The organism is Bradyrhizobium sp. Ken64, assembly GCF_055807555.1.
In genome coordinates, this window is the sequence record NZ_JBVVPA010000042.1 from 1 (window position 1) to 18,181 (window position 18,181).

Annotated in this window: 12 protein-coding genes and 1 pseudogene; 4 read left to right on the forward strand and 9 right to left on the reverse strand. The window is 65.4% G+C overall.

The genetic code is table 11. From position 1 onward, the window contains the following. The first annotated feature begins 261 nt into the window (after positions 1–261). A complete protein-coding gene (locus AC0L2F_RS34155; protein WP_473251343.1) occupies positions 262–1,551 on the forward strand; it encodes a Spy/CpxP family protein refolding chaperone in 1,290 nt (429 codons plus the stop codon). Between the two features lie 134 nt (positions 1,552–1,685). Here AC0L2F_RS34155 and AC0L2F_RS34160 read toward each other — a convergent pair whose 3' ends face one another. Both AC0L2F_RS34160 and AC0L2F_RS34165 read right to left on the reverse strand, forming a co-directional pair. Next, a complete protein-coding gene (locus AC0L2F_RS34160) occupies positions 1,686–4,133 on the reverse strand; it encodes an adenylate/guanylate cyclase domain-containing protein (RefSeq protein ID WP_473251344.1) in 2,448 nt (815 codons plus the stop codon). Positions 4,134–4,418: 285 nt separating this feature from the next. Continuing rightward, positions 4,419–6,497: an AsmA family protein gene (locus AC0L2F_RS34165; protein ID WP_473251345.1), complete on the reverse strand. Its 2,079-nt coding sequence runs from the start codon at positions 6,495–6,497 to the stop codon at positions 4,419–4,421. Between the two features lie 235 nt (positions 6,498–6,732). On the opposite strand from AC0L2F_RS34165, the gene AC0L2F_RS34170 reads away from it, so the two are divergent. Continuing rightward, complete coding sequence (locus AC0L2F_RS34170; protein ID WP_007599026.1) at positions 6,733–7,407, forward strand: Crp/Fnr family transcriptional regulator; 675 nt, start codon at positions 6,733–6,735, stop codon at positions 7,405–7,407. Here AC0L2F_RS34170 and AC0L2F_RS34175 read toward each other — a convergent pair. The 6 genes and pseudogenes from AC0L2F_RS34175 to AC0L2F_RS34200 form a co-directional block, all read right to left on the reverse strand. After that, a complete protein-coding gene (locus AC0L2F_RS34175; RefSeq protein ID WP_473251346.1) occupies positions 7,298–7,708 on the reverse strand; it encodes a DUF4926 domain-containing protein in 411 nt (136 codons plus the stop codon). The two genes, AC0L2F_RS34170 and AC0L2F_RS34175, sit on opposite strands and share 110 nt — an antisense overlap. Beyond that, positions 7,651–7,982 (reverse strand): annotated as a pseudogene (locus AC0L2F_RS34180) (DUF6883 domain-containing protein). The gene AC0L2F_RS34175 and the pseudogene AC0L2F_RS34180 overlap by 58 nt, the downstream one beginning before the upstream one ends. 30 nt (positions 7,983–8,012) lie before the next feature. Further along, the gene (locus AC0L2F_RS34185) at positions 8,013–11,162 is read right to left on the reverse strand and encodes an efflux RND transporter permease subunit (RefSeq protein ID WP_007604450.1); all 3,150 of its coding nucleotides are present in this window, start codon (positions 11,160–11,162) and stop codon (positions 8,013–8,015) included. Continuing rightward, complete coding sequence (locus tag AC0L2F_RS34190) at positions 11,162–12,091, reverse strand: efflux RND transporter periplasmic adaptor subunit (RefSeq protein ID WP_007604451.1); 930 nt, start codon at positions 12,089–12,091, stop codon at positions 11,162–11,164. Before AC0L2F_RS34190 ends, AC0L2F_RS34185 begins: the two co-directional genes overlap by 1 nt. A 158-nt stretch (positions 12,092–12,249) precedes the next feature. Then, the gene (locus tag AC0L2F_RS34195) at positions 12,250–12,921 is read right to left on the reverse strand and encodes an OmpA family protein (protein WP_473251347.1); all 672 of its coding nucleotides are present in this window, start codon (positions 12,919–12,921) and stop codon (positions 12,250–12,252) included. 146 nt (positions 12,922–13,067) lie between these two features. Further along, positions 13,068–14,579, reverse strand: coding sequence for a caspase family protein (locus tag AC0L2F_RS34200; RefSeq protein ID WP_473251348.1), 1,512 nt, complete (start codon positions 14,577–14,579; stop codon positions 13,068–13,070). Between the two features lie 372 nt (positions 14,580–14,951). Here AC0L2F_RS34200 and AC0L2F_RS34205 point away from each other — a divergent pair, with 372 nt between their 5' ends. Continuing rightward, positions 14,952–15,758 carry an N-acyl homoserine lactonase family protein gene (locus AC0L2F_RS34205; RefSeq protein ID WP_473251360.1) on the forward strand — a complete coding sequence of 269 codons (807 nt, stop codon included), beginning with the start codon at positions 14,952–14,954 and terminating at the stop codon, positions 15,756–15,758. A gap of 140 nt (positions 15,759–15,898) precedes the next feature. On the opposite strand, the gene AC0L2F_RS34210 is transcribed toward AC0L2F_RS34205, so the two are convergent. After that, a complete protein-coding gene (locus AC0L2F_RS34210; RefSeq protein ID WP_007604456.1) occupies positions 15,899–16,441 on the reverse strand; it encodes a MarR family winged helix-turn-helix transcriptional regulator in 543 nt (180 codons plus the stop codon). Positions 16,442–16,550: 109 nt separating this feature from the next. Between AC0L2F_RS34210 and AC0L2F_RS34215 the strand changes: the two genes are divergently transcribed. After that, positions 16,551–18,179: an FAD-dependent oxidoreductase gene (locus AC0L2F_RS34215; RefSeq protein WP_473251349.1), complete on the forward strand. Its 1,629-nt coding sequence runs from the start codon at positions 16,551–16,553 to the stop codon at positions 18,177–18,179. Positions 18,180–18,181 lie beyond the last annotated feature (2 nt).

Here is an 18,181-nt window from a genome sequence, read left to right on the forward strand (position 1 = left end):
AAAACCTTGGGGTCACCGCTCTCCAGGCAATGCAAAACTCTCCCGGCGGGAGCAAAACATTCTCAAGCTCTGAGGAGGCCGCGAAGCGGTCGTCTCGAAGGACGAGGCGCTCGCTCAGGCGCCGCCGAGACGTCCTAAGAAAATACCGCGACGCTTTGCCCTGTGCGCTTCCGGAACATTTGGTTCCCTCGCGCGTCATGGTGATGCGACGCGATGCGCGCTTGGCGCCGGAGGAGGGCCAAGGTGGACAGGTCAGTGGTCATGTCGAGATCACGCTTGGGGCTCAGGCCAAGGCTGGGGCTGGCGCTAGCAGGCGCAACCCTCGTGATTCTGGCGACTCTGTTGCCAAGTCGCGCCGAGGCGCAGTTCGGCCTGCGCGGCGGTCCGCTCGGTGTCGCGCGCTTTGCCGTCGGCCACATGATCGGCATGTCGCGCTTGCGCCATGCCCGGATGGCGGTGCGGGGCAGTCGATACCGCTCCGCAGCGTTGAGGTCGCAAGATCCTGGTGGCGCAGAGCGCGGCCACCCTGCGAATCCATACGTCCTCCGTGCCGCGATGACGGCGCAAGCCGCGCTGTCGGGATGGCACGGCGGCCGCCGTCCGCAGGGCTGGTGGCGCCACCCCGACGGCAGCTATGGCTGGGTCGGCCCGGTGTTCTGGCCGTTCGCGCATGACGATCTCACCACCGCAATCATCCTCGGCGATGCGACCAGCCTCTCGCTCTATGGCTATGGCGACATCTATGCCGCGATCTTCGCGCCCTATGCGGCCACCGAGCTTGCCGCCTACACTGCGCCGCACGGCCGGCGCGGACGGCGAGTCCCGACCGCGGAGACGGTCTGCGATGCCAGCGACACCGGCGGCCTGCCGGTCGATCGCATCGCCGCTGCCGTGCAGCCGAATGAATTGCAGCGCACAGCGCTCGACGAGCTCGCCACCACCTGGCTGTCCGCGCGCGACGCCATCCGCGCGGCCTGTCCAACGCAGGTGCCTGCGACGGCCATGGAGCGCCTCGGCCTGATGCGCGAGCGCATCGAGGCCATGATCAAGGCTACGGACGCCGTCGCACCGCCGCTGGCCAAATTCGTCGATCTCCTCGACGACGACCAGAAGGCCAAGCTCGACAGCCTGGCCAAGGAGCGCCGCGCCGCGCTTGCAGCAATCCAGCAAAAGAATCCCCAGGCGGCATCGGCCTGCCAGGCAGACAGCGATCCCCGCTACGACGAGAGGCTGCAGCGCCAATACGAGCAGCTCGTGCAGCAGCAATGGCCCGCGGCCGAGATCGCCTCTACGCTCAAGCTCGACGACACCGGCCGCGCCCGCCTCGACGTGCTCCAGGACACCACGCTGCGCACCATGGAAACGCTCAGCGCCTGTCCCTCACAGCCAGCACCGACACCACAGGCCCGCCTCACGGCCGTGAAGGCGCGGCTGGAGACGATGCTGCAGGCGGTGAACGGCGTCACTGACGCACTCGATGATTTCGAGGCGGACCTGAGCGACGAGCAGAAGGCGGGGTTCGAGGCGATGGGGACGAAGCGCGGGGTGTGAGCAATTTCTGTAGGCCCGGTGTCTTGCCCGGCGAGTCAAACCGCTTCCGGCCAATTCCGTGCCCACGTAACCCATTGATCTTGCAGGCCCCGGCTACTGTGCATGGGGTTGTTTTCGCACTTTTTTGTTTTTGACTACCCGCGCCGCCTTGCTGCGGCGGCATCCACGATGTTCTCCACCTCCTCGCGCCACGACAGGATCTCCATCGCGAGCACGGGGTGGTTGAAGCCCTTGAGCACGAGATCGTCGAGTGCGCGGGCTTCGACCCAGGGCTCGACCATGCCGTAGACGCGGCGGCTGACGACGACCTGGCCGGCCTTGGCTTCGTCGCAGAGGCGGGAGGAGAGATTGGTGACGCTGCCGATCGCGGCGTATTCGAGCCGCTGCTCGAAGCCGATCTGGCCGAGCGTGGCGTAGCCCATGGCGACACCGACGCCGAAGCCGAGCGAGTGGCCGCGGTTCTTCCATTTCTCGGTCAATTGGCCAATCACATCGCGCATCTCGACCGCCATCTTCACGGCGCGCTTGGTATGGTCGGCGAACTGAATCGGCGCGTTGAACAGGATCATCACGCCGTCGCCGGCAAAGCGGTCGAGCGTGCCTTCATAGCGGTGGATCAGCTCGCCGAGCGCGGCGTGATATTCGCGCAGCACGTTCATCGCCTCTTCCGGCTCGGTCGCCTCCGTGAACGAGGTGAAGCCGCGCAAATCACAGAACACGACCGTGACCTCGCGGCGATGGCTGTCGAGCAGCGCGTCGTGGCCGTCGGACGAGGCGATCAGCTGCGCGACCTGCGGCGCGAGGAAACGTTCGAGCCGCTTGATGCGGCCGATCTCCCCCAACTGTTTCTCGACCCGCTCTTCCAGCGAGCGGTTCCAGTTGCGCAGCTGCTCGGTCTGCTCCTGGAGCTTGGCGGCCTGCTGCTGCACGGTTTCGTGCGCAGCCGCGAGCTCGCGGCCCTTGTGGTCGACCTCGGTGAACAGCCGCGCATTGCGCATCGCCAGCACGGCCTGGTTGGCGAAGGTACGCATCAGGCCGATGATGCTTGGGGCGAACTCGCCGCTGGCGCGGCGCAGCACCACCAGCGAGCCGAGCGTGCCCTGTTGGTCGACCAGCGGCACCACCAGCACCGAATGGAAGCCGGCCTCGATCGCGACGTCACGCAGCGGCTGCTCGGAGGCCTGGTCGAGATCGGCAATCACGATCGGCTCGCCGCTCCCGGCAGCATCGCTCAGGATATTCTCGCCTTCGTCGATGGTGACATGGGCGCCGTCGGCGGATTTGTCGATGCCGTTGGCCTCGACCAGATTGAAGCGGCGCGCCTGCGCATCATAGCCGTAGATCAGCACCGCGTCGGCATGGGTGATCTCGATCGCGCGCGCGGCGATCGTCGGCAGCACGGCGTTGAGATCGAGCGAGGCCGCGACCGCGCGGCCGACCTCTTCCAGCACCTTGAGCTCGTTGATCGACTGCGCGAGATCGCGGGTGCGCTCCTCGACCTTGGTCTCCAAATCCGAATAGGTCTCCTGGATCTGGTCGGCCATGCGGTTGAACTGGCCGGCGAGATCTTCCAGCTCGTCCGAGGTGTGCACCTCGATGCGATGGCTGAAGTCGCCCTCGCCGAGCTTGTGCGCGCCGTCGCGCAGCGCGGTGATCGGAATGATCATGCGGCGGGCGAGCAGCGTGCCGGCGAGGATCGCGACCAGCAGGCCCATGCCGATCAAAAGCGCAATGCGCACCAGCTGGTCGCGGATCGGCATCAGGGCCTGCGTGGTCGGTTGCTCGAACATCACGCTCCAGCCGAGCTTCGGCACGGTGCTTGCGGCGCTCATCACCGCATGGCCATTGAAGTCGGTGCCCGAATTGTCGGGCTCGTGGGCTGGCGCGACCGCGGCCGCAACCTGCGGCAGCTTCGAAAGGTCCTTGCCGACCTCAGGCCCTTTCGAGGACGTCGCCAGCACGCGGCCGCGCGGATCGACCACATAGGCGAAGGCGGCCTTGCCGACCTGGGCGTCGGAGAGGTACTCGGAGAGGAAGCTGAGATCGAGCTCGGCCACGGTGACGCCGGCGTTGAAACCGGAATGCGCCACCGAGATCGACATGAACGGCGTCCGGTCGGAGAACCAGGCCGGCGCGTAGCTGACGCCGCGGGCGACTGTGTCGGTGAAGCGCATGTCGCGGGAGAGATCGGCATTGCTGCCGGTCGTGGTCGACTGGCGCGAGACGCGCAGCACCTCGCGGCCGTCGCCGTTGAGCTGGAACAGCTGAGTGACGACCGAGACCTGGTGCAGCAGCTGGGCGTAGTCGGCGCGGCGCTTCTCGAGCGTGTCCTGGCTCGCCCGCGTCACCCAGCTGATCTGGCGCTCGAGCTCGGAGATTGACTGCTCGATCCGCCGCGCGGCAGCCTGCGCCTTGTCCTCGAGACCGTCGGTCAGCTGTGTCTTGGTGGCGCGGTAGGAGATCCAGCTCTCCATCGCGCCGTTGACGGCGAGCACGAACACGACCAGGCCGACGAGAGAGACGACGTATTTGGCGAACAGACCCTCGCGCAGAAACCGTGTCTTGTCGTTCGCTCCTGCCATCCCGATCCTCTCGCGCCGCCATCGGCGCCGGCGCTACGGTCCGCACGGACCCAGCGAGCCTTCTAGCACAATTTGGTCCAAGGGACTGTGAAGGGACTGGTCAAGGGCTGGCCGGGCACCCGGCGTGGTTACCGGTCTTGGTTACTCCCCTTGGACGCTGGGGCAGGCGGAAGCATGGTGAATTGTCGCAGTCTCATCCGTTTGGAGGAAGCCGCGGCCGGACGCCGATGTAAGGGGATGGCCTTGGCAAGGGAGGGCTCGGAGTCCAGCGCTTTGGTCCTGCAATCATCGATTAAAAAGCTGCCGCAGCACGTCGTTCATCGGCTGGCTGTCCTGCTGCGCCGCCGGCGGGTCCTCCAGGCCGGAGGGGGCCGGCGAGGCTTGCGGCATCGATGTGGATGGCGCTGCAGGCAGGCTGCGGCTGCGGCCGGTGGCAGTGCCGGTGCCGGCGGCAGTCCCAGTGCCGTTTCCCGCACCACTGGAAAGTCCCTGCTGGATCAGATTGCCGAGCGCCTCGCCCAGGGGCCCGCCGAGCAAATTGTTCTGTCCCGGCTGCTGGGTTTGCGGATTGGCATTGCCGGCCGCATTGCCGCCACCCGGCGCGGCGGTCCCTCCGAGACCAAGGTTGCCCAAAATATTGCCGAGCCCGGCCCCATCAGCGCCGAACAGCCCCTTGCCCATCTCGCGCAGCTTAGCATAGGCGGCGTCCGGATTGTCCAGCATGCCGGCCATGTCGGGATAGATCCGCGGCTGCGACCAGGGGCCCTGGATCATCACGGGGATGCCGAAGCCGACCGGCTCAGCGGCGCGACCCTGGCCTTCGGTCGTCATCACCAGCTTTGGCTCGACGCGAAAGCCCATCATCTTGGTGTCGAGTGCGATCGTGCCGGCGCCGGTCACGCGGACCAGCGGTCCGGTCAGGCTGAGATCGGTTGTCACCGCCTGGCCCTTGTCGATCCGAAACGACGCCGAGAGCTGCGACAAATCCGTGCTCTGCTCCCGACTGTTGTCCTGGTTTGCCTGCCAGCCGGACAGCGTGCCCGATGTCAGCGAGCGGATCATCTGTGCGACGTTGATGCCGCGAATGGCGCCGTCCTGGAAATTGACGAAGGCCGTGCCCTGCATGTTCGCCATCAGCGCGCGCTGGCTGGTGCCGGCGCTGCGCAATGCGAGCTTGGCCTGCAGCTTGCCGTCGATCCGGTCGAATTCGGCGAGGCCCTGCAGCAGCGGCAGCGCGCGCACGCCGGCGAGATCGGAATGCATGGCAAAGCTCGGCGCGCCGCTGGTCGCATCCAGGATCAATTCGCCCGTGACCTGGCCGCCATAGGCGCCGAGATTGGCGGTGCCGGCCTTCAGCACGCCGCCGGCGAGCTTTGCATCGACCGCCAGCGGTGCGAGGCGCGCATCGCCGATCACCGCCTCGTGCGCGGAGATCCTGATTTGCGCATCGACATAGTTGAGCCCGGACACATCGATCGGCGCATCGCTCCAGGGCTGCCCGGACGCGCCTTCCGGCGATTTCGCCAGCGGAATCGCGAGCCGCTGGAAGTCGAGATCGACCTTGACCAGAGGCTTGCTCGCGATATCGACCGAGGCCCAGCCGTTGAACGCGCCATCGCCGAGCGTGCCACTCACGCCGTTGATCATCACGACGTCACCGCTCAGCCGCATCTCGGCATGACCCGCGAGCCGGGACTTCAGCACGTCCGGCATGTCGATGGCGAAATCCACCGGAATGGTCGGCCGGTCGGCCGGCGGCGCCGGCGTGGTCGCCTTGATGTCGAACTTGGTCGGATGCTCGCCGACCCGTGCGGTGCCGGTGATGTTGATCTTGCGATCACGGCCGACGATCGCATCGGCATTGATGGCGCTGATGCGGCTCTCGACGCGATCCCGCACGCGTGCGAACGCGATCTCGCCATCGGTGACCTTGATGCGGTCGATGGCGGCACCCTCGGTATCGAGCGCGACCGGCTTCGACGTGCCGCCGGCATTCGGCAGGCGCTCACGCAGCAGCGGCTGGTAGAGCACGGGATGGGTGACGACGAACTCGCTGATCTTCGGGCGGCCCGACCAGATGCTCGAGAGCGACATGTCGGCCTGCACGCTCTCGATGGTCAGGCGCGTGATGCCGCTGCGGTCCTTGGGGTCGGCAAGCGTGAGGTCGTTCAGCGTCACGTTCAGCGTCGGCCACAGGCTGATTCGGGTCGTGCCGTCGATCGACAGGCGATAGCCGGTCGCGCTCTCGACCCGCGAGGCAATCGTCGAGGTCAGGAAGCCCGAGGGGACTCCGACCACCAGCAGGAGTGCGATCACGATGACGACTGCGGCCACCGCCGCGCCGGCGAATTTCACTGCTCTCATGTCGACTTTCCAGCGGCGGACGACCGGCGTCCAATCCGGCAGATGACCGTCATTTGCACGCGTCCTTTGCGCCTGAGTTTATCCCGGGACGGGAAGCGGCTCCAAGCACGTAAAAATAGTCTGGGGGTGCTGCAAAGTTATGTGACTTATGGCACACTTCCCCGGCGCGGTTTTACGCGATCCTGATGTTGATGGTTCCAAGAGATTTGCCAACGAAATTCACAAGGACATTGAAATGAGCAAGCAGGCCGAATTTGCGGTCATCCTCAAGATGAATGCGATGTTCGCCGATCTCGGCGCAGACGAGCTCCAGCGGCTGGCGAATCTCTGCCACACCCAGCATCTGGGGAATGGCGAGGTGCTGTTCCAGAAGGGCGACGCGGGCGATGCGCTGTTCGGCGTGCGCCGAGGCCAGGTCCGTATCGAGACCGGCGCCTCCGACGGCAGCCGCCTGACGCTGAACTTCATGGGGCCGGGCGACCTGTTCGGGGAAGTTGCGGTGCTGGACGGCCAGAGCCGCACGGCGGACGCGACCGCGGGCGAAGCCAGCGAGCTGTTCGTGCTGCGGCGCGAAGACTTTCTCGCCTTCCTCGAACGCGAGCCGAAGGTCGGGATCAAGATCATCGCGCTGCTGTGCCAGCGCATCCGCTGGCAAAGCGAGCGCATGGAAGAATCCATGCTCCAGCCACTGCCGGTTCGCCTCGCGCGGCGCCTCTGCGCGCTCGCCGCCGATTTCGGCTCGGAGGTGCACATCTCGCAGGAGCAACTCGGCGTGTTCGTCGGCGCCGCCCGCGAGAGCGTCAACCGCCAGCTTCAGGCCTGGCGCAAGGAAGCGATCCTCGATCTCCAGCGCGGCCGCATCCTGCTGCGGAACATGACCAAGCTGACGGCGATCGCGCGGAACGAGTAGGATGCAACCAGGCTGCTTCCGGCACGTAGTGCAAAACAAGCAGCTCGGATCGGGGACAAGGAGCGACGGCATATGGCCGCCCATCATCGTCGCTGAATTCGACGAGCACCGTCGTGCCGTCGAGCTCTTCGACAACGGTGCCGACGTTCCCCCGCGCCAACCGGTGGTCCGGAAGGTTTGCCAGCAACGCGACAACATCCAGTGCCCCTGGCGCTCGATCTTCGTTGTTGTTTACTGCGCTCATTATACCACCCAACAGGTGACGAAGGTTGGCCGGTCCTCGCCGGCTCGTACAATCCATGCGGTTCTTACCACGGCTTGCTTCTGATGTCGCCTGAGCAGGATATCTATGCGCCAATGGCTCCCCCAGCGATCTGTCGCAATCTGGACCGCATCGCCTGTTGGTGCGGCTTCAAGCAGGCTTCGCGAAGCCAAGAGGCATCTTCACGTCGAAGATCGAGCGCGTCGCGGAAGACCCTTGCCTTATGCCGACCGCGTGGATGCGAGGGACTTAGGCAGTAGTCTTCGATCTTCCGAATGTCGATGGTGGCGTTCTTGCCATTCGGAATATGCATCCTTGTGAAACCCTGTCGCTCGCCCGGAACCTACTCCGCCGCAGGGTGCACGATGTTTTGCGGCCCTGGTGCCGCTCCCACCGGCGCCGCCTCGTGATGACCGGCGTCCTCCGCATCTTCGCTGTGCACGACCAGCCGCTTGGCGAAGCGCCAGATCAGGGCGCCGAGATCGTCCATCACCATGAACATCGCGGGCACGAACACCAGCGACAGGATGGTCGAGAAGATCAGGCCGCCGATCACCGCGAGCGCCATCGGCGAGCGGAACTCGCCACCCGCACCGACCGCGAGCGCGCTTGGCATCATGCCCGCGGCCATCGCGATCGTGGTCATCACGATCGGGCGGGCGCGTTTCATGCCCGCGTCGATCATGGCTTCTTCGCGCGGTGTGCCGGCGTGAATGGATTCGATGGCGAATTCCACCAGCATGATCGCGTTCTTGGTGACGATGCCCATCAGCATCAGGATGCCGATCCACACCGGTGTCGTGAGCTGCTTGCCGGTGATCAGCAGGGCCGCGATCGCGCCGCCGATCGAGAGCGGCAGCGAGAACAGAATGGTGATCGGCTGCAGGAAGGTGCCGAACAGCAGCACCAGCACGGCGTAGACCATCATCAGGCCCGCCGTGATCGCGGTGGCGAAGCCTTCGGACAGTTCGTTCAGGCTTTCGGCGTCGCCGGAGGGGGAGACCTTCACGCCCTTCGGCCGGCTCTTCATGACCGGAAGGTCGTAGATCTTCTTGGTGGCGTCGCCGAGCGCGGCGGAGCCGACGAGATCGGCCGCGACGGTCGCCTGTCGCTCGCGATCGTAACGGTTGATGCTGGTCGGCCCCTGGTCGAGCTTGACGTCGGCGATGACGGAGAGCGGCACGCCGCCTTTCTCGCCATGCTCGCCGAGCGGCACGCGCAACTGTTCGAGCGTCTTCAGATTGCCGCGCGCGGCATCCTCGAGCTGCACGCGGATCGGCACCAGACGGTCGCCGACGTCGAACTTGGCGAGCGCGGGGCCGACGTCGCCGATGGTGGCGACGCGGATGGTCTGCGACAGGCTTTCGGTCGAGACGCCGAGCCGTGCGGCGAGATCGGCACGCGGTTCGACGCGCAGCTCGGGTCGCTCCAGCGTGGTTTCCGAGATCACGTTGGAGATGGTGGGAATCCGCTTCATCTGCGTCGCGAGCTCGCTGGCGACGTTGTTGACGATGTTGGCGTCTGCGCCGGTCACGACCAGCGAAATGGCGCGCAGGCCGTTCTCGTCGAGGAACCAGAAGCGGATGTCCGGAATGTTCTCCAGCTCCTGGCTGATCGAGAATTCGAGCTCGCGCTGGGTGATGTCGCGGCTGTCCTTGGGCGTGTAGTTGATGATCAAGGCGGCGCGCCGGACTTCCTGGGTCCCCGGTGGAACGCGGCCGCCGTCGACGAAGATGCTCTTCACCTCGGGTCGCTTGCGCAGGCGCGCCACGATGTCCTCGGTGACTTTTTCGGTGTAGGCGAGCTGGGTGCCCGGCGGCAGCTCGAGGGCAACCAGCGAGCGCGAGCTGTCCTGCGCCGGCAGGAAACCCTGCGGCAGCAGCGTGATGCTCCAGATCGAGGCGGCGAAGACGCCGAAGCCGACCAGCACCGTGATGAAATAGTGCTTCACCGACCAGGCCACGAGCCTGTGATAGGACCGCAGCACGCGGCCGGGCGGCGGCTCCTGGTGATTGCTATGTTTGAGGAAGTAGGCGGCGAGCACCGGCGTGACGAAGCGCGCCGCGAGCAGCGAGAAGAACACCTGCACCGAGACGGTGATGCCGAACTGCTTGAAGAACTGTCCGGCGATGCCTGACATGAAGCTCGCCGGTGCGAAGATCGCGATGATCGTCAGCGAGATCGCGATCACCGCGAGGCCGATCTCGTCGGCGGCTTCCAGGGCGGCACGATAGGGCGATTTGCCCATGTTCATGTGCCTGACGATGTTCTCGATCTCGACGATGGCGTCGTCGACCAGAATACCAGTCGACAGCGTAATGGCGAGGAAGCTGACGAGGTTGAGCGAGAAGCCGAGCAGGTCCATCGCCCAGAACGCCGGGAAGATCGACAACGGCAGCGAGATCGCGGCGATGATGGTGGCGCGCAGGTCGCGCAGGAACAACAACACGATGACGACGGCGAGGATGGCGCCTTCGAACAGGGTCGAGATCGCCGCGTGGTAATTGCCGTTGGTATATTCGACCGAGGTGTCGATCACCTTCAGGTCGACGTCGGGATAGGTGGCCTTGAGCGTGTCGATGCGCTTCTGCACGGCTTCGGCGACCTTCACGTCGCTGGCACCCTTGGAGCGCTTGATGCCGAGTGCGACGATCGGCTCGCCATTGAAGCGGGCGAAGGTGCGGCGGTCTGCGATGGTGTCGGTCACGGTGCCGAGATCGTCGAGCCGGACCTCGCCGCCGCCGAACAGCGGAATCATGGTGCCGGCGAGGTCGCTCAGCGTCTTGGCGCCGGCGAGGGTGCGGATCGCCTGGTCGTTCTTGCCGATCTCGGCGCGACCGCCGGCGACGTCGACATTGGTGCCGCGCAGGCTCTGGCTGACATTGACGGCCGTCAGCCCCATCGACTGCAGGCGGTCGGGATCGAGCGAGACCAGGATCTCGCGCTCGACACCGCCGATGCGCTCGACCTGGGCGACGCCGCGCACGCCCTGCAGCGCGCGTTTGACCACGTCGTCAACGAAATAGGAGAGCTGCTCCGGCGTCTTGCCGGGCGAGATCGCGGCGTAGGTGACGATCGGCAGGCCGATGACGTCGACGCGCTGGATCAGCGGCTCGGTGACGTTCTGCGGCAGGTTCGAGCGCACGCGCGTCACCGCGTCCTTGACGTCGTTGAGCGCGCGGTCGGTGTTGGTTTCCAGCGCGAACTGGATCGTCGTCACCGACAAGCCGTCGGTGATCTGCGAGGTGATGTGCCTGACGCCTTCGACACCGGAGACGGCGTCTTCAACCGTCTTGGTGACCTGGGATTCGAGCTCGGCGGGTGCCGCGCCGAACTGCGATACCGCGACCGAGATCACGGGAATGTCGGCCGACGGTAGCCGCGTCACTGCGAGCTTGGTGAAGGACACCCAGCCGAGGATCAGGAGGATGATGGAAAATACGACCGACGGCAGCGGGTTGCGGATCGACCATGCCGAGATATTGAGAGCCATCAGCGTACCCGCGTGCGATCGAGTTCATCAGCGAACATGGTCTTGATCTGGTCGCCGTCATGCAGCGAAGAGCCGGCGTCGGCGACGACGATCTCGCCGACGTTGAGGCCTTCCAGGATTTCCGTCGCGCTGTCCGACGACAGCCCGACCCGTACCTTGCGCGTCTCGACAATGTTGCTCTTGACGACCTGCACGGTGAGATGGTCGATCGCGGTCTTGGGAACCGCGACGCCGCAGCTGCGCTTGGCGTCGATCGAGGCGCGGGCGAACACGCCGACTTTCAGCGAGGGATTGTTGGTGACGCTGATGCGCACGCGGCCGAGCTGGGTGGCGCGATCGATTTCGGGCGCGACCAGCCTGACCCGCCCGATCAGATCGGGCGCGTCGTCGCGGCTGATGCGCACGGTCGCGCCGGAGCTGAGCTTGGCCATGTGCACAGCAGGCACCTGCGCGTCCAGCTCGATCTCGTTGTTGACGGCGATGCGGAACATCGGGCCGGCCTGCGGCGAGGCCGGCGCGCCGACGATGGTGCGGACCTCGGTGACGAGGCCCGGCGCAGAGGCTTTCAGCGAGACCGGACCTTGCGGGCCGGGCCGCTGCGGCTGGCCCGGGATCTGGGGCGGTGCGGTCAGGCGCGCCAGCTCCTGATTATCGGTGACGAGGGTGCCCTCGGTGACGAAGAGGTCGGTGACCCTGGAACCCTCCTGATCGGCGATAACAACGGCTTCGCGGCGCGGCACGAAGAAGCCGGTCACCCGGACCAGGTCGGAGAAGCAGGCGTTGGTCGATTTGGTCACGATGACCAGCGCCTCGCTCGGGGTTTCCTTGGGCTCGGCGCGGTGCCGGTGCTCGAACAGATAATAGCCGACGCCGAGCGCGATGACGAAGACCACCGTTCCGGCTGGCTTGAGATATTGGGAGAGGTTCATCGCCGGATCGTCCTGGCCTGGCTCACGGCCATCCGCGCGCGGCCCATGGAGAGCGTTTCCCTGAAATAAAGCAGCGTCCCGCAAGCCTGCGGGACGCGCGCTGGAAGCGAGACTTTACACCACATCACGACTTGTCACTTCAAAGGATTACGTCGTGCTCACTTCGATGCGGTGGTCTTGTTTTCCATGTTGACGACCTGCACGCGACGGTTGACCTCCGCCATCGGCTGGGCCGGGTCCTTCAGCTTGCTCTTGCCGTAGCCGACGGTGACGAGGTCGGTCGCGGAGATGCTGTATTTCTCGACCAAATAGCGCTTGATCGAATCCGCGCGGCGCTCCGACAGATCCTGGTTGTAGCTCTCGCCGCCGGCGGCGTCCGTGTGGCCGGCGACCACGAAGGTCGAGCCCTTCAGGTCGGGGCTGGTTAGCGCGCGGCCGAGCGCCTGGACCGAGGCAAGCGATTTGGCGCTGATATTGGCCGAGTTGTAGTCGAACGTGATTTCCAGATCGATGTTCGGCTTGTCCTTGGCCGCCGACGCGATTTCTTCGCGCTCGGTCGATGACAGCGACCGTGTCGAGCGGCCGCGCACGGACTGGATCAGCTTGGTCTCCGTCGCACTTGGTGCGGGATCGGCCTGCGGAGCGATCGAGAGGCCGCGGGTCAGCGGCTTCTTCGAGGGCGGCGCCAGCGCGCGGACGATCTCGTCCTCGGTGACGTTCTTGCTGTTGCCGTCGTCGCCCGCGAATGCCAGCGGGATCGTCAGCGACAGCGCGGCGCTAACGGTGATGATGGACAGGATTGCGGTAAGTCCCTTTGCAGCCAATCTCATAGCCAGTCCCTCCTGCGCAGCCAGCCGGCGCGGTTCGAAAATCCTGCAGTAAGCCGCCCCGAAAAGGCGGGCGGTGACATCCGTTCAATTAGTCTTCGCCGGGCCGTCGCGGGTTCGAGGCACATCGGCCCCAATTCAAAAAAATATCAACGCACTCCGTAGCTTGCGAATTCCTGAACAATGTTCGGGTCCATTGCCTTGGCATTGGCGATGTCGAGTGCACCTTCCTGGGCCGAGCCGTTGCGCTGCTTGGCGATCCCGCGTCCGAACAGCGAGGAGGTCAGGCGCGGATTGATCCTCAGGGCAGCCTCGAAATCGGCGATGGCGTTCTTCACCGCCCCCGATTTCAGATTGACGAGCCCCCGGCTGTCCAGCGCGTCGACGAAGTTCGGTCGCAGCCGCAGGGCCTCGTTGCAATCCTTCAGCGCGCCCTGGAGGTCGCCGACCACGGTGCGCGTCCAGCAGCGATTGTTCAGCGCCTCGACATCCTTCGGATTGATCCGGAGCGTCTCGTCAAAATCCTTGATGGCCAGGCTGTAGGCGCCCTTGCTGGCATAGACCTGGCCGCGCCGGTAAAGCGCGTTCACGTCGTCCGGATTGGCCGCGATCTTGGCGGTCAGCCCCTTGATGGTGGGATCCTCGGCCAGCACGGCCGCACTCGGCCCGCTCTCCATGCTCGGAGCGGTGACGGGATCGGCCGGAATGACGGGCGGTGGCGGCGGCGGTGCCGGCGGCAAGGCAGCCTCGACCTGCGGCTTCGGTGACGGAGCCGGTGCTGCCACTGTGTCGGCCGGTTTCGGCGGCACAGGTGGTGGCGCGGGGGGAGCCGGCGGCGGGTTGTTGGCGACGACCGGCGGCGGCGCGGGAGGCGCAGGTGGTGGCGTCGTCGTCGGGCGCGAGCCACCGGCCCCTGGAATGAACGAGAAATCCTCGGCCAGTGACGAGGATATCCACGGCACCTGCTCGCCCCTGGAGGCGCGGGTGACGCCCATCTTGGTGCGGTTCAGCGTCTCCTCGGCCATCAGGTCGGGGACGCGGATTTCCTTGAGGAGTTCCTGGACGAACAGGCTGTGCTCGCCGCCGGCGTCCGAGACCACCGAGGCCAACGCCGCCGAATACATGACCAGCGTGCCGTTCGGCGCGATGACGGGGGTGAGGCCAGCCGAGAAGCTGCGGAACCGGCGCTCGAACGGATTGCGCCGGGAGGCATCGACCAGCGCGATCTTGACGCCGGCGCCGCGGGTATTGAGCTCGCCAAGCACGGTTTCGAGGCTGATGCCGTCGCGCCGCACGTCGGATTCGGTCCAGATCTGCGCATCGATCGGCAGCAAATAGCTCTGCCGCGCCGACTGGATGCCGAAGCCGCTGAAGAACACCAGTGCCACCGAGCCCGGCTTGATCTTGCCGTAGAGCTTGTCGAAGGCACGGCGCATGCCGTCGCCGGTCAGGTTCTCACCGATCTCGACGGAAAAGCCGTCGCGCTTGAGCTCGTCGGCGATGTCGCGCGCGTCGTTGAGCGGTTCCTTCAGGGGAGCGTCGGCGTCCGGATATTTGGCGTTGCCGATGACCAGCGCAAAGCGATCGCCGGCCGCAAGTGACGGAGCGGTCGGGATGAGCGACACGAGCAAGGACAGAACGAAAAGCAGGCGAATTTTCATAATTAGCGCGATCCAGCCAAAAAGGCGCCGTTTCCAGCTTGCGCCGCGGCGACCTTAACTTACGCAATGTGCATTATCAAACCGGGGAAGGGGGGCGTCAACCGCTTGCGGATTCGGCGCTATCGCGACAATTGACCGCGACGCATGGGCATGTGGCGGGGGGAATAAACGGGCGGTCACGATTGCACGCGATGCATTCTGGTTGTCATTGCGGCTGGATGTTAGGGCAGCCATGGCGACAAGAATGTGATTGGTCTCACATTGCGGACGGGCCTCCTTCGCAACCTCCGGTGTTTGACCTTTGCGGTGGACGATGGCTTGGTGCGGTCGATCGCCCTGAAGGTGCATCCACAAAAGAGCAAGACCAAAACCATGGGAAACGCCTACGAAATCTACGCCCTGCGCTATGCGACGATGTCGCCGCGCACGCCCAACATGAACTTTCTCGCGCCCGACCCGCATGACAGCGCGGCCCAGGACCTCGACTATTTCGTCTGGCTGATCCGCGGCAACGGCCGCGACATCCTGGTCGATACCGGTTTCAATGCCGAGGAGGCGGGCTTGCGAGCCCGTAAGCTGACGCTCAATCCGGTCGATGCGCTGGAGCGGTTTGGTGTGGCGGCAGCGAGCATTCGCGACATCATCGTGACGCATCTGCATTACGACCATGCCGGCAATCTCGACCGCTTCCCGAACGCGCGCTACCATCTCCAGGAGCGTGAGATGGCCTACGCGACGGGGCGCTGCATGTGCAACGGACTGCTGCGACATCCGTTCTCGGTCGAGCACGTCACCCAGATGGTCCGCCATGTCTATGGCGAGCGCGTCAATTTCTATTCCGGCGACGGCGAGGTCGCGCCCGGCGTCACCGTGCACCGCGTCGGCGGCCATTCGGACGGCCTGCAGGTGGTGAGGGTCGAGACCGCGCGCGGGTCCGTGGTACTGGCGTCCGATGCCGCGCATTATTACGCCAATCTCCAGCGCCGGAGCCCATTCCCGATCGTCTACAATGTCGGCGACATGGCCGTCGGCTGGGAGACGATCGAGCGTCTCGCCGGCCATCCTGACCGGTTCATCCCCGGCCACGATCCGATCGTGACGGAGATCTATCCGCGCGCCAGCGACGAGGGCGACGTCTGGGCCCTGCATTTGCCGCCGTCGCGATCGTTTGCAAAGTGATCCTCATGGTGAGGGGGCGCAAAGCGCCGTCTCGAACCATGCAGGCCCGGCTGCTAAACCTCGGCCTTCATCCTTCGAGACGCGCGCAAGGGGCGCGCTCCTCAGGATGAGGAGCTGGTGTCGCTGCGATGGGCGACCGATCAATACGCCTGCTTGGCGTCGGCCTCCTCGCTGGTTTGGATCAGGTCGAGGCTCTGTTCGATCTTGCCGAGCAGCGTCGATAGCTGTTTGCGCTCCTGCGCGGAGAGGCACGCGAGGATCTCGTCTTCCCGCCGCAGCAACTGCGGAAACAGTTCCTCGTAGAGCGTGCGGCCTTTCCTTGTCAGTCGCAGGCGGAATTCGCGGCGGTCGGCTTCGTTCTCGACGCGCTCGATCAATCCTTGTTGCAGCAGCATGGTCACCGCGCGGCTGATGGTGGATTTGTGCGTGCGGGTGCATTGCGCGACGTACTGCGCGCTGCAGGCATCGTTGCGGAAGCCGAGCGTCGCGATCACGCGCCAGGCCGGGATGTCGAGGCCGTGACGTTCCTGATATTCGACCGAAAGCGCGGCGCTGACCTCCGCCGCGAGCCGGTTGAGGCGGAACGGCAAGAACCTGAACAGGTCGAGCCGTGCTTTTGGCCGCGCTGAGGCCTCATGGGTCTCGCGTGTCTTCAGCGCGATGTCGCTGGATGTCCTCGCCAAGGAGAGCGCTCCGAATTCCAGTTGACCGCCGGCCGGCTCCGGTCCAAAATAGTTGCACGTGAGACTATTAGCAGATCAGGCCTCTCCTGACCAGAGCCGAGGTTAGCGCATGGCGAAGGCCAATACGCATCAGGCTAAAACCCAGTTCGGCTATCGCCGCCACCCCGATCAGGATCGTCCTGGCCAGAGCGCGGCCGAGCATCCCGTGGTGGTCGTCGGCGCGGGCCCGGTCGGGCTGTCGCTGGCGATCGACCTTGCCCAGCGCGGCCAGCGCGTCGTCCTTCTGGATGACGCTGACCGCATCGGAGAGGGCTCCCGCGCGATCTGCTTCTCGAAACGGTCGCTGGAATATTGGGACCGGCTCGGCGTCGGCAACCGCATGGTCGACAAGGGCGTGGTCTGGAGTGTCGGCCGCATCTTCCACGGCGAGCAGCAGCTCTACCAGTTCAATCTGCTGCCGGAGGACGGTCACAAGCGGCCGGCCTTCATCAATCTCCAGCAATATTACGCCGAAGCCTATCTGGTCGACCGCATCGGCGAGCTGCCCGAAATCAATCTGCGCTGGCGCAACAAGGTGACGGCGCTGGAGAGCCGCAACGATTCCGTCGCGCTGACGATCGAGACGCCGGAGGGCGCCTATCGTCTGCACGCGCAATATGTCGTCGCCTGCGACGGCGCGCGCTCCTCGCTGCGGCAGATGGTGGGCGCCGACTTCGCCGGACAGGTGTTCGAGGACCAGTTCCTGATCGCCGACGTCAAGATGACCGCGGAATTCCCGACCGAACGCTGGTTCTGGTTCGATCCGCCGTTTCATGCGGGACGTTCGGCGCTGTTGCACCGACAGCCTGACGATGTCTGGCGCATCGACCTCCAGCTCAATCGCTATGCCGACCCCATCGTCGAGAAGAAGCCCGAGAACGTGCGGCCGCGGATTGCGCGCATGCTCGGCCACGACAAGTTCGAGTTCGAGTGGATATCGCTCTACAAGTTCCAGTGCCGGCGGATGGACCGCTTCGTCCATGGCCGCGTGATCTTTGCAGGCGATTCCGCGCACCAGGTCTCGCCGTTCGGCGCGCGTGGCGCCAATTCCGGACTCGAGGACGCCGAAAACCTCTCCTGGAAGCTCGACCGCGTCCTGCGCGGCGCCTCACCCGCGAGCCTGCTCGAGAGCTATCATATCGAGCGCAGTCTGGCGGCCGACGAGAACATCCGCGAGTCCACCCGCTCGACCGATTTCATGGCGCCGAACTCGCATCAGGAGGCGCGGCTGCGCAAGGCGGTGCTGTCGCTGGCCAAGGAAACGGAATTCGGCAAGCGCATGGTCAATGGCGGGCGGCTCTCGGTGCCGTGCAGCTATGACTCGCCGCTGGCATCGCCGGATGCGGATGCGTGGCGCGGTGGCCCGCTCCCGGGTTGTTCGATGCTCGATGCCCCCGTTGCGACGCGCGCGGGCGAGCAGGCCTATTTGACGGATGCGTTTCGCAAGGGTGGAACGGACTTCACCTTGCTGTCGTTCAGCAATGGCACGGCGATTGAGGCGCCCGCTGGTGTGAAGGACATCTGCATCGGCGGTGAGGACGGGCTCGCAGATCCGGCGGGGCTCACCGCAAAGCGCTATGATGCGGAACCAGGCTCAGCCTACCTGCTCAGGCCGGACGGCTACGTTGCGGCGCGCTTCCGTCACCCCACGCGCGCTGGCGTCGCGGCAGCGCTGTCACGCGCCCAAGGCTTGAATTGAAT

Excerpts from the sequence above, each read along its gene's own strand:
- AC0L2F_RS34155 (WP_473251343.1), top strand. The coding sequence starts at position 262 with ATGTCGAGATCACGCTTGGGGCTCAGGCCAAGGCTGGGGCTGGCGCTA.
- AC0L2F_RS34160 (WP_473251344.1), bottom strand. The coding sequence starts at position 4,133 with ATGGCAGGAGCGAACGACAAGACACGGTTTCTGCGCGAGGGTCTGTTC.
- AC0L2F_RS34165 (WP_473251345.1), bottom strand. The coding sequence starts at position 6,497 with ATGAGAGCAGTGAAATTCGCCGGCGCGGCGGTGGCCGCAGTCGTCATC.
- AC0L2F_RS34170 (WP_007599026.1), top strand. The coding sequence starts at position 6,733 with ATGAGCAAGCAGGCCGAATTTGCGGTCATCCTCAAGATGAATGCGATG.
- AC0L2F_RS34175 (WP_473251346.1), bottom strand. The coding sequence starts at position 7,708 with ATGGATTGTACGAGCCGGCGAGGACCGGCCAACCTTCGTCACCTGTTG.
- AC0L2F_RS34185 (WP_007604450.1), bottom strand. The coding sequence starts at position 11,162 with ATGGCTCTCAATATCTCGGCATGGTCGATCCGCAACCCGCTGCCGTCG.
- AC0L2F_RS34190 (WP_007604451.1), bottom strand. The coding sequence starts at position 12,091 with ATGAACCTCTCCCAATATCTCAAGCCAGCCGGAACGGTGGTCTTCGTC.
- AC0L2F_RS34195 (WP_473251347.1), bottom strand. The coding sequence starts at position 12,921 with ATGAGATTGGCTGCAAAGGGACTTACCGCAATCCTGTCCATCATCACC.
- AC0L2F_RS34200 (WP_473251348.1), bottom strand. The coding sequence starts at position 14,579 with ATGAAAATTCGCCTGCTTTTCGTTCTGTCCTTGCTCGTGTCGCTCATC.
- AC0L2F_RS34205 (WP_473251360.1), top strand. The coding sequence starts at position 14,952 with ATGGGAAACGCCTACGAAATCTACGCCCTGCGCTATGCGACGATGTCG.
- AC0L2F_RS34215 (WP_473251349.1), top strand. The coding sequence starts at position 16,551 with ATGGCGAAGGCCAATACGCATCAGGCTAAAACCCAGTTCGGCTATCGC.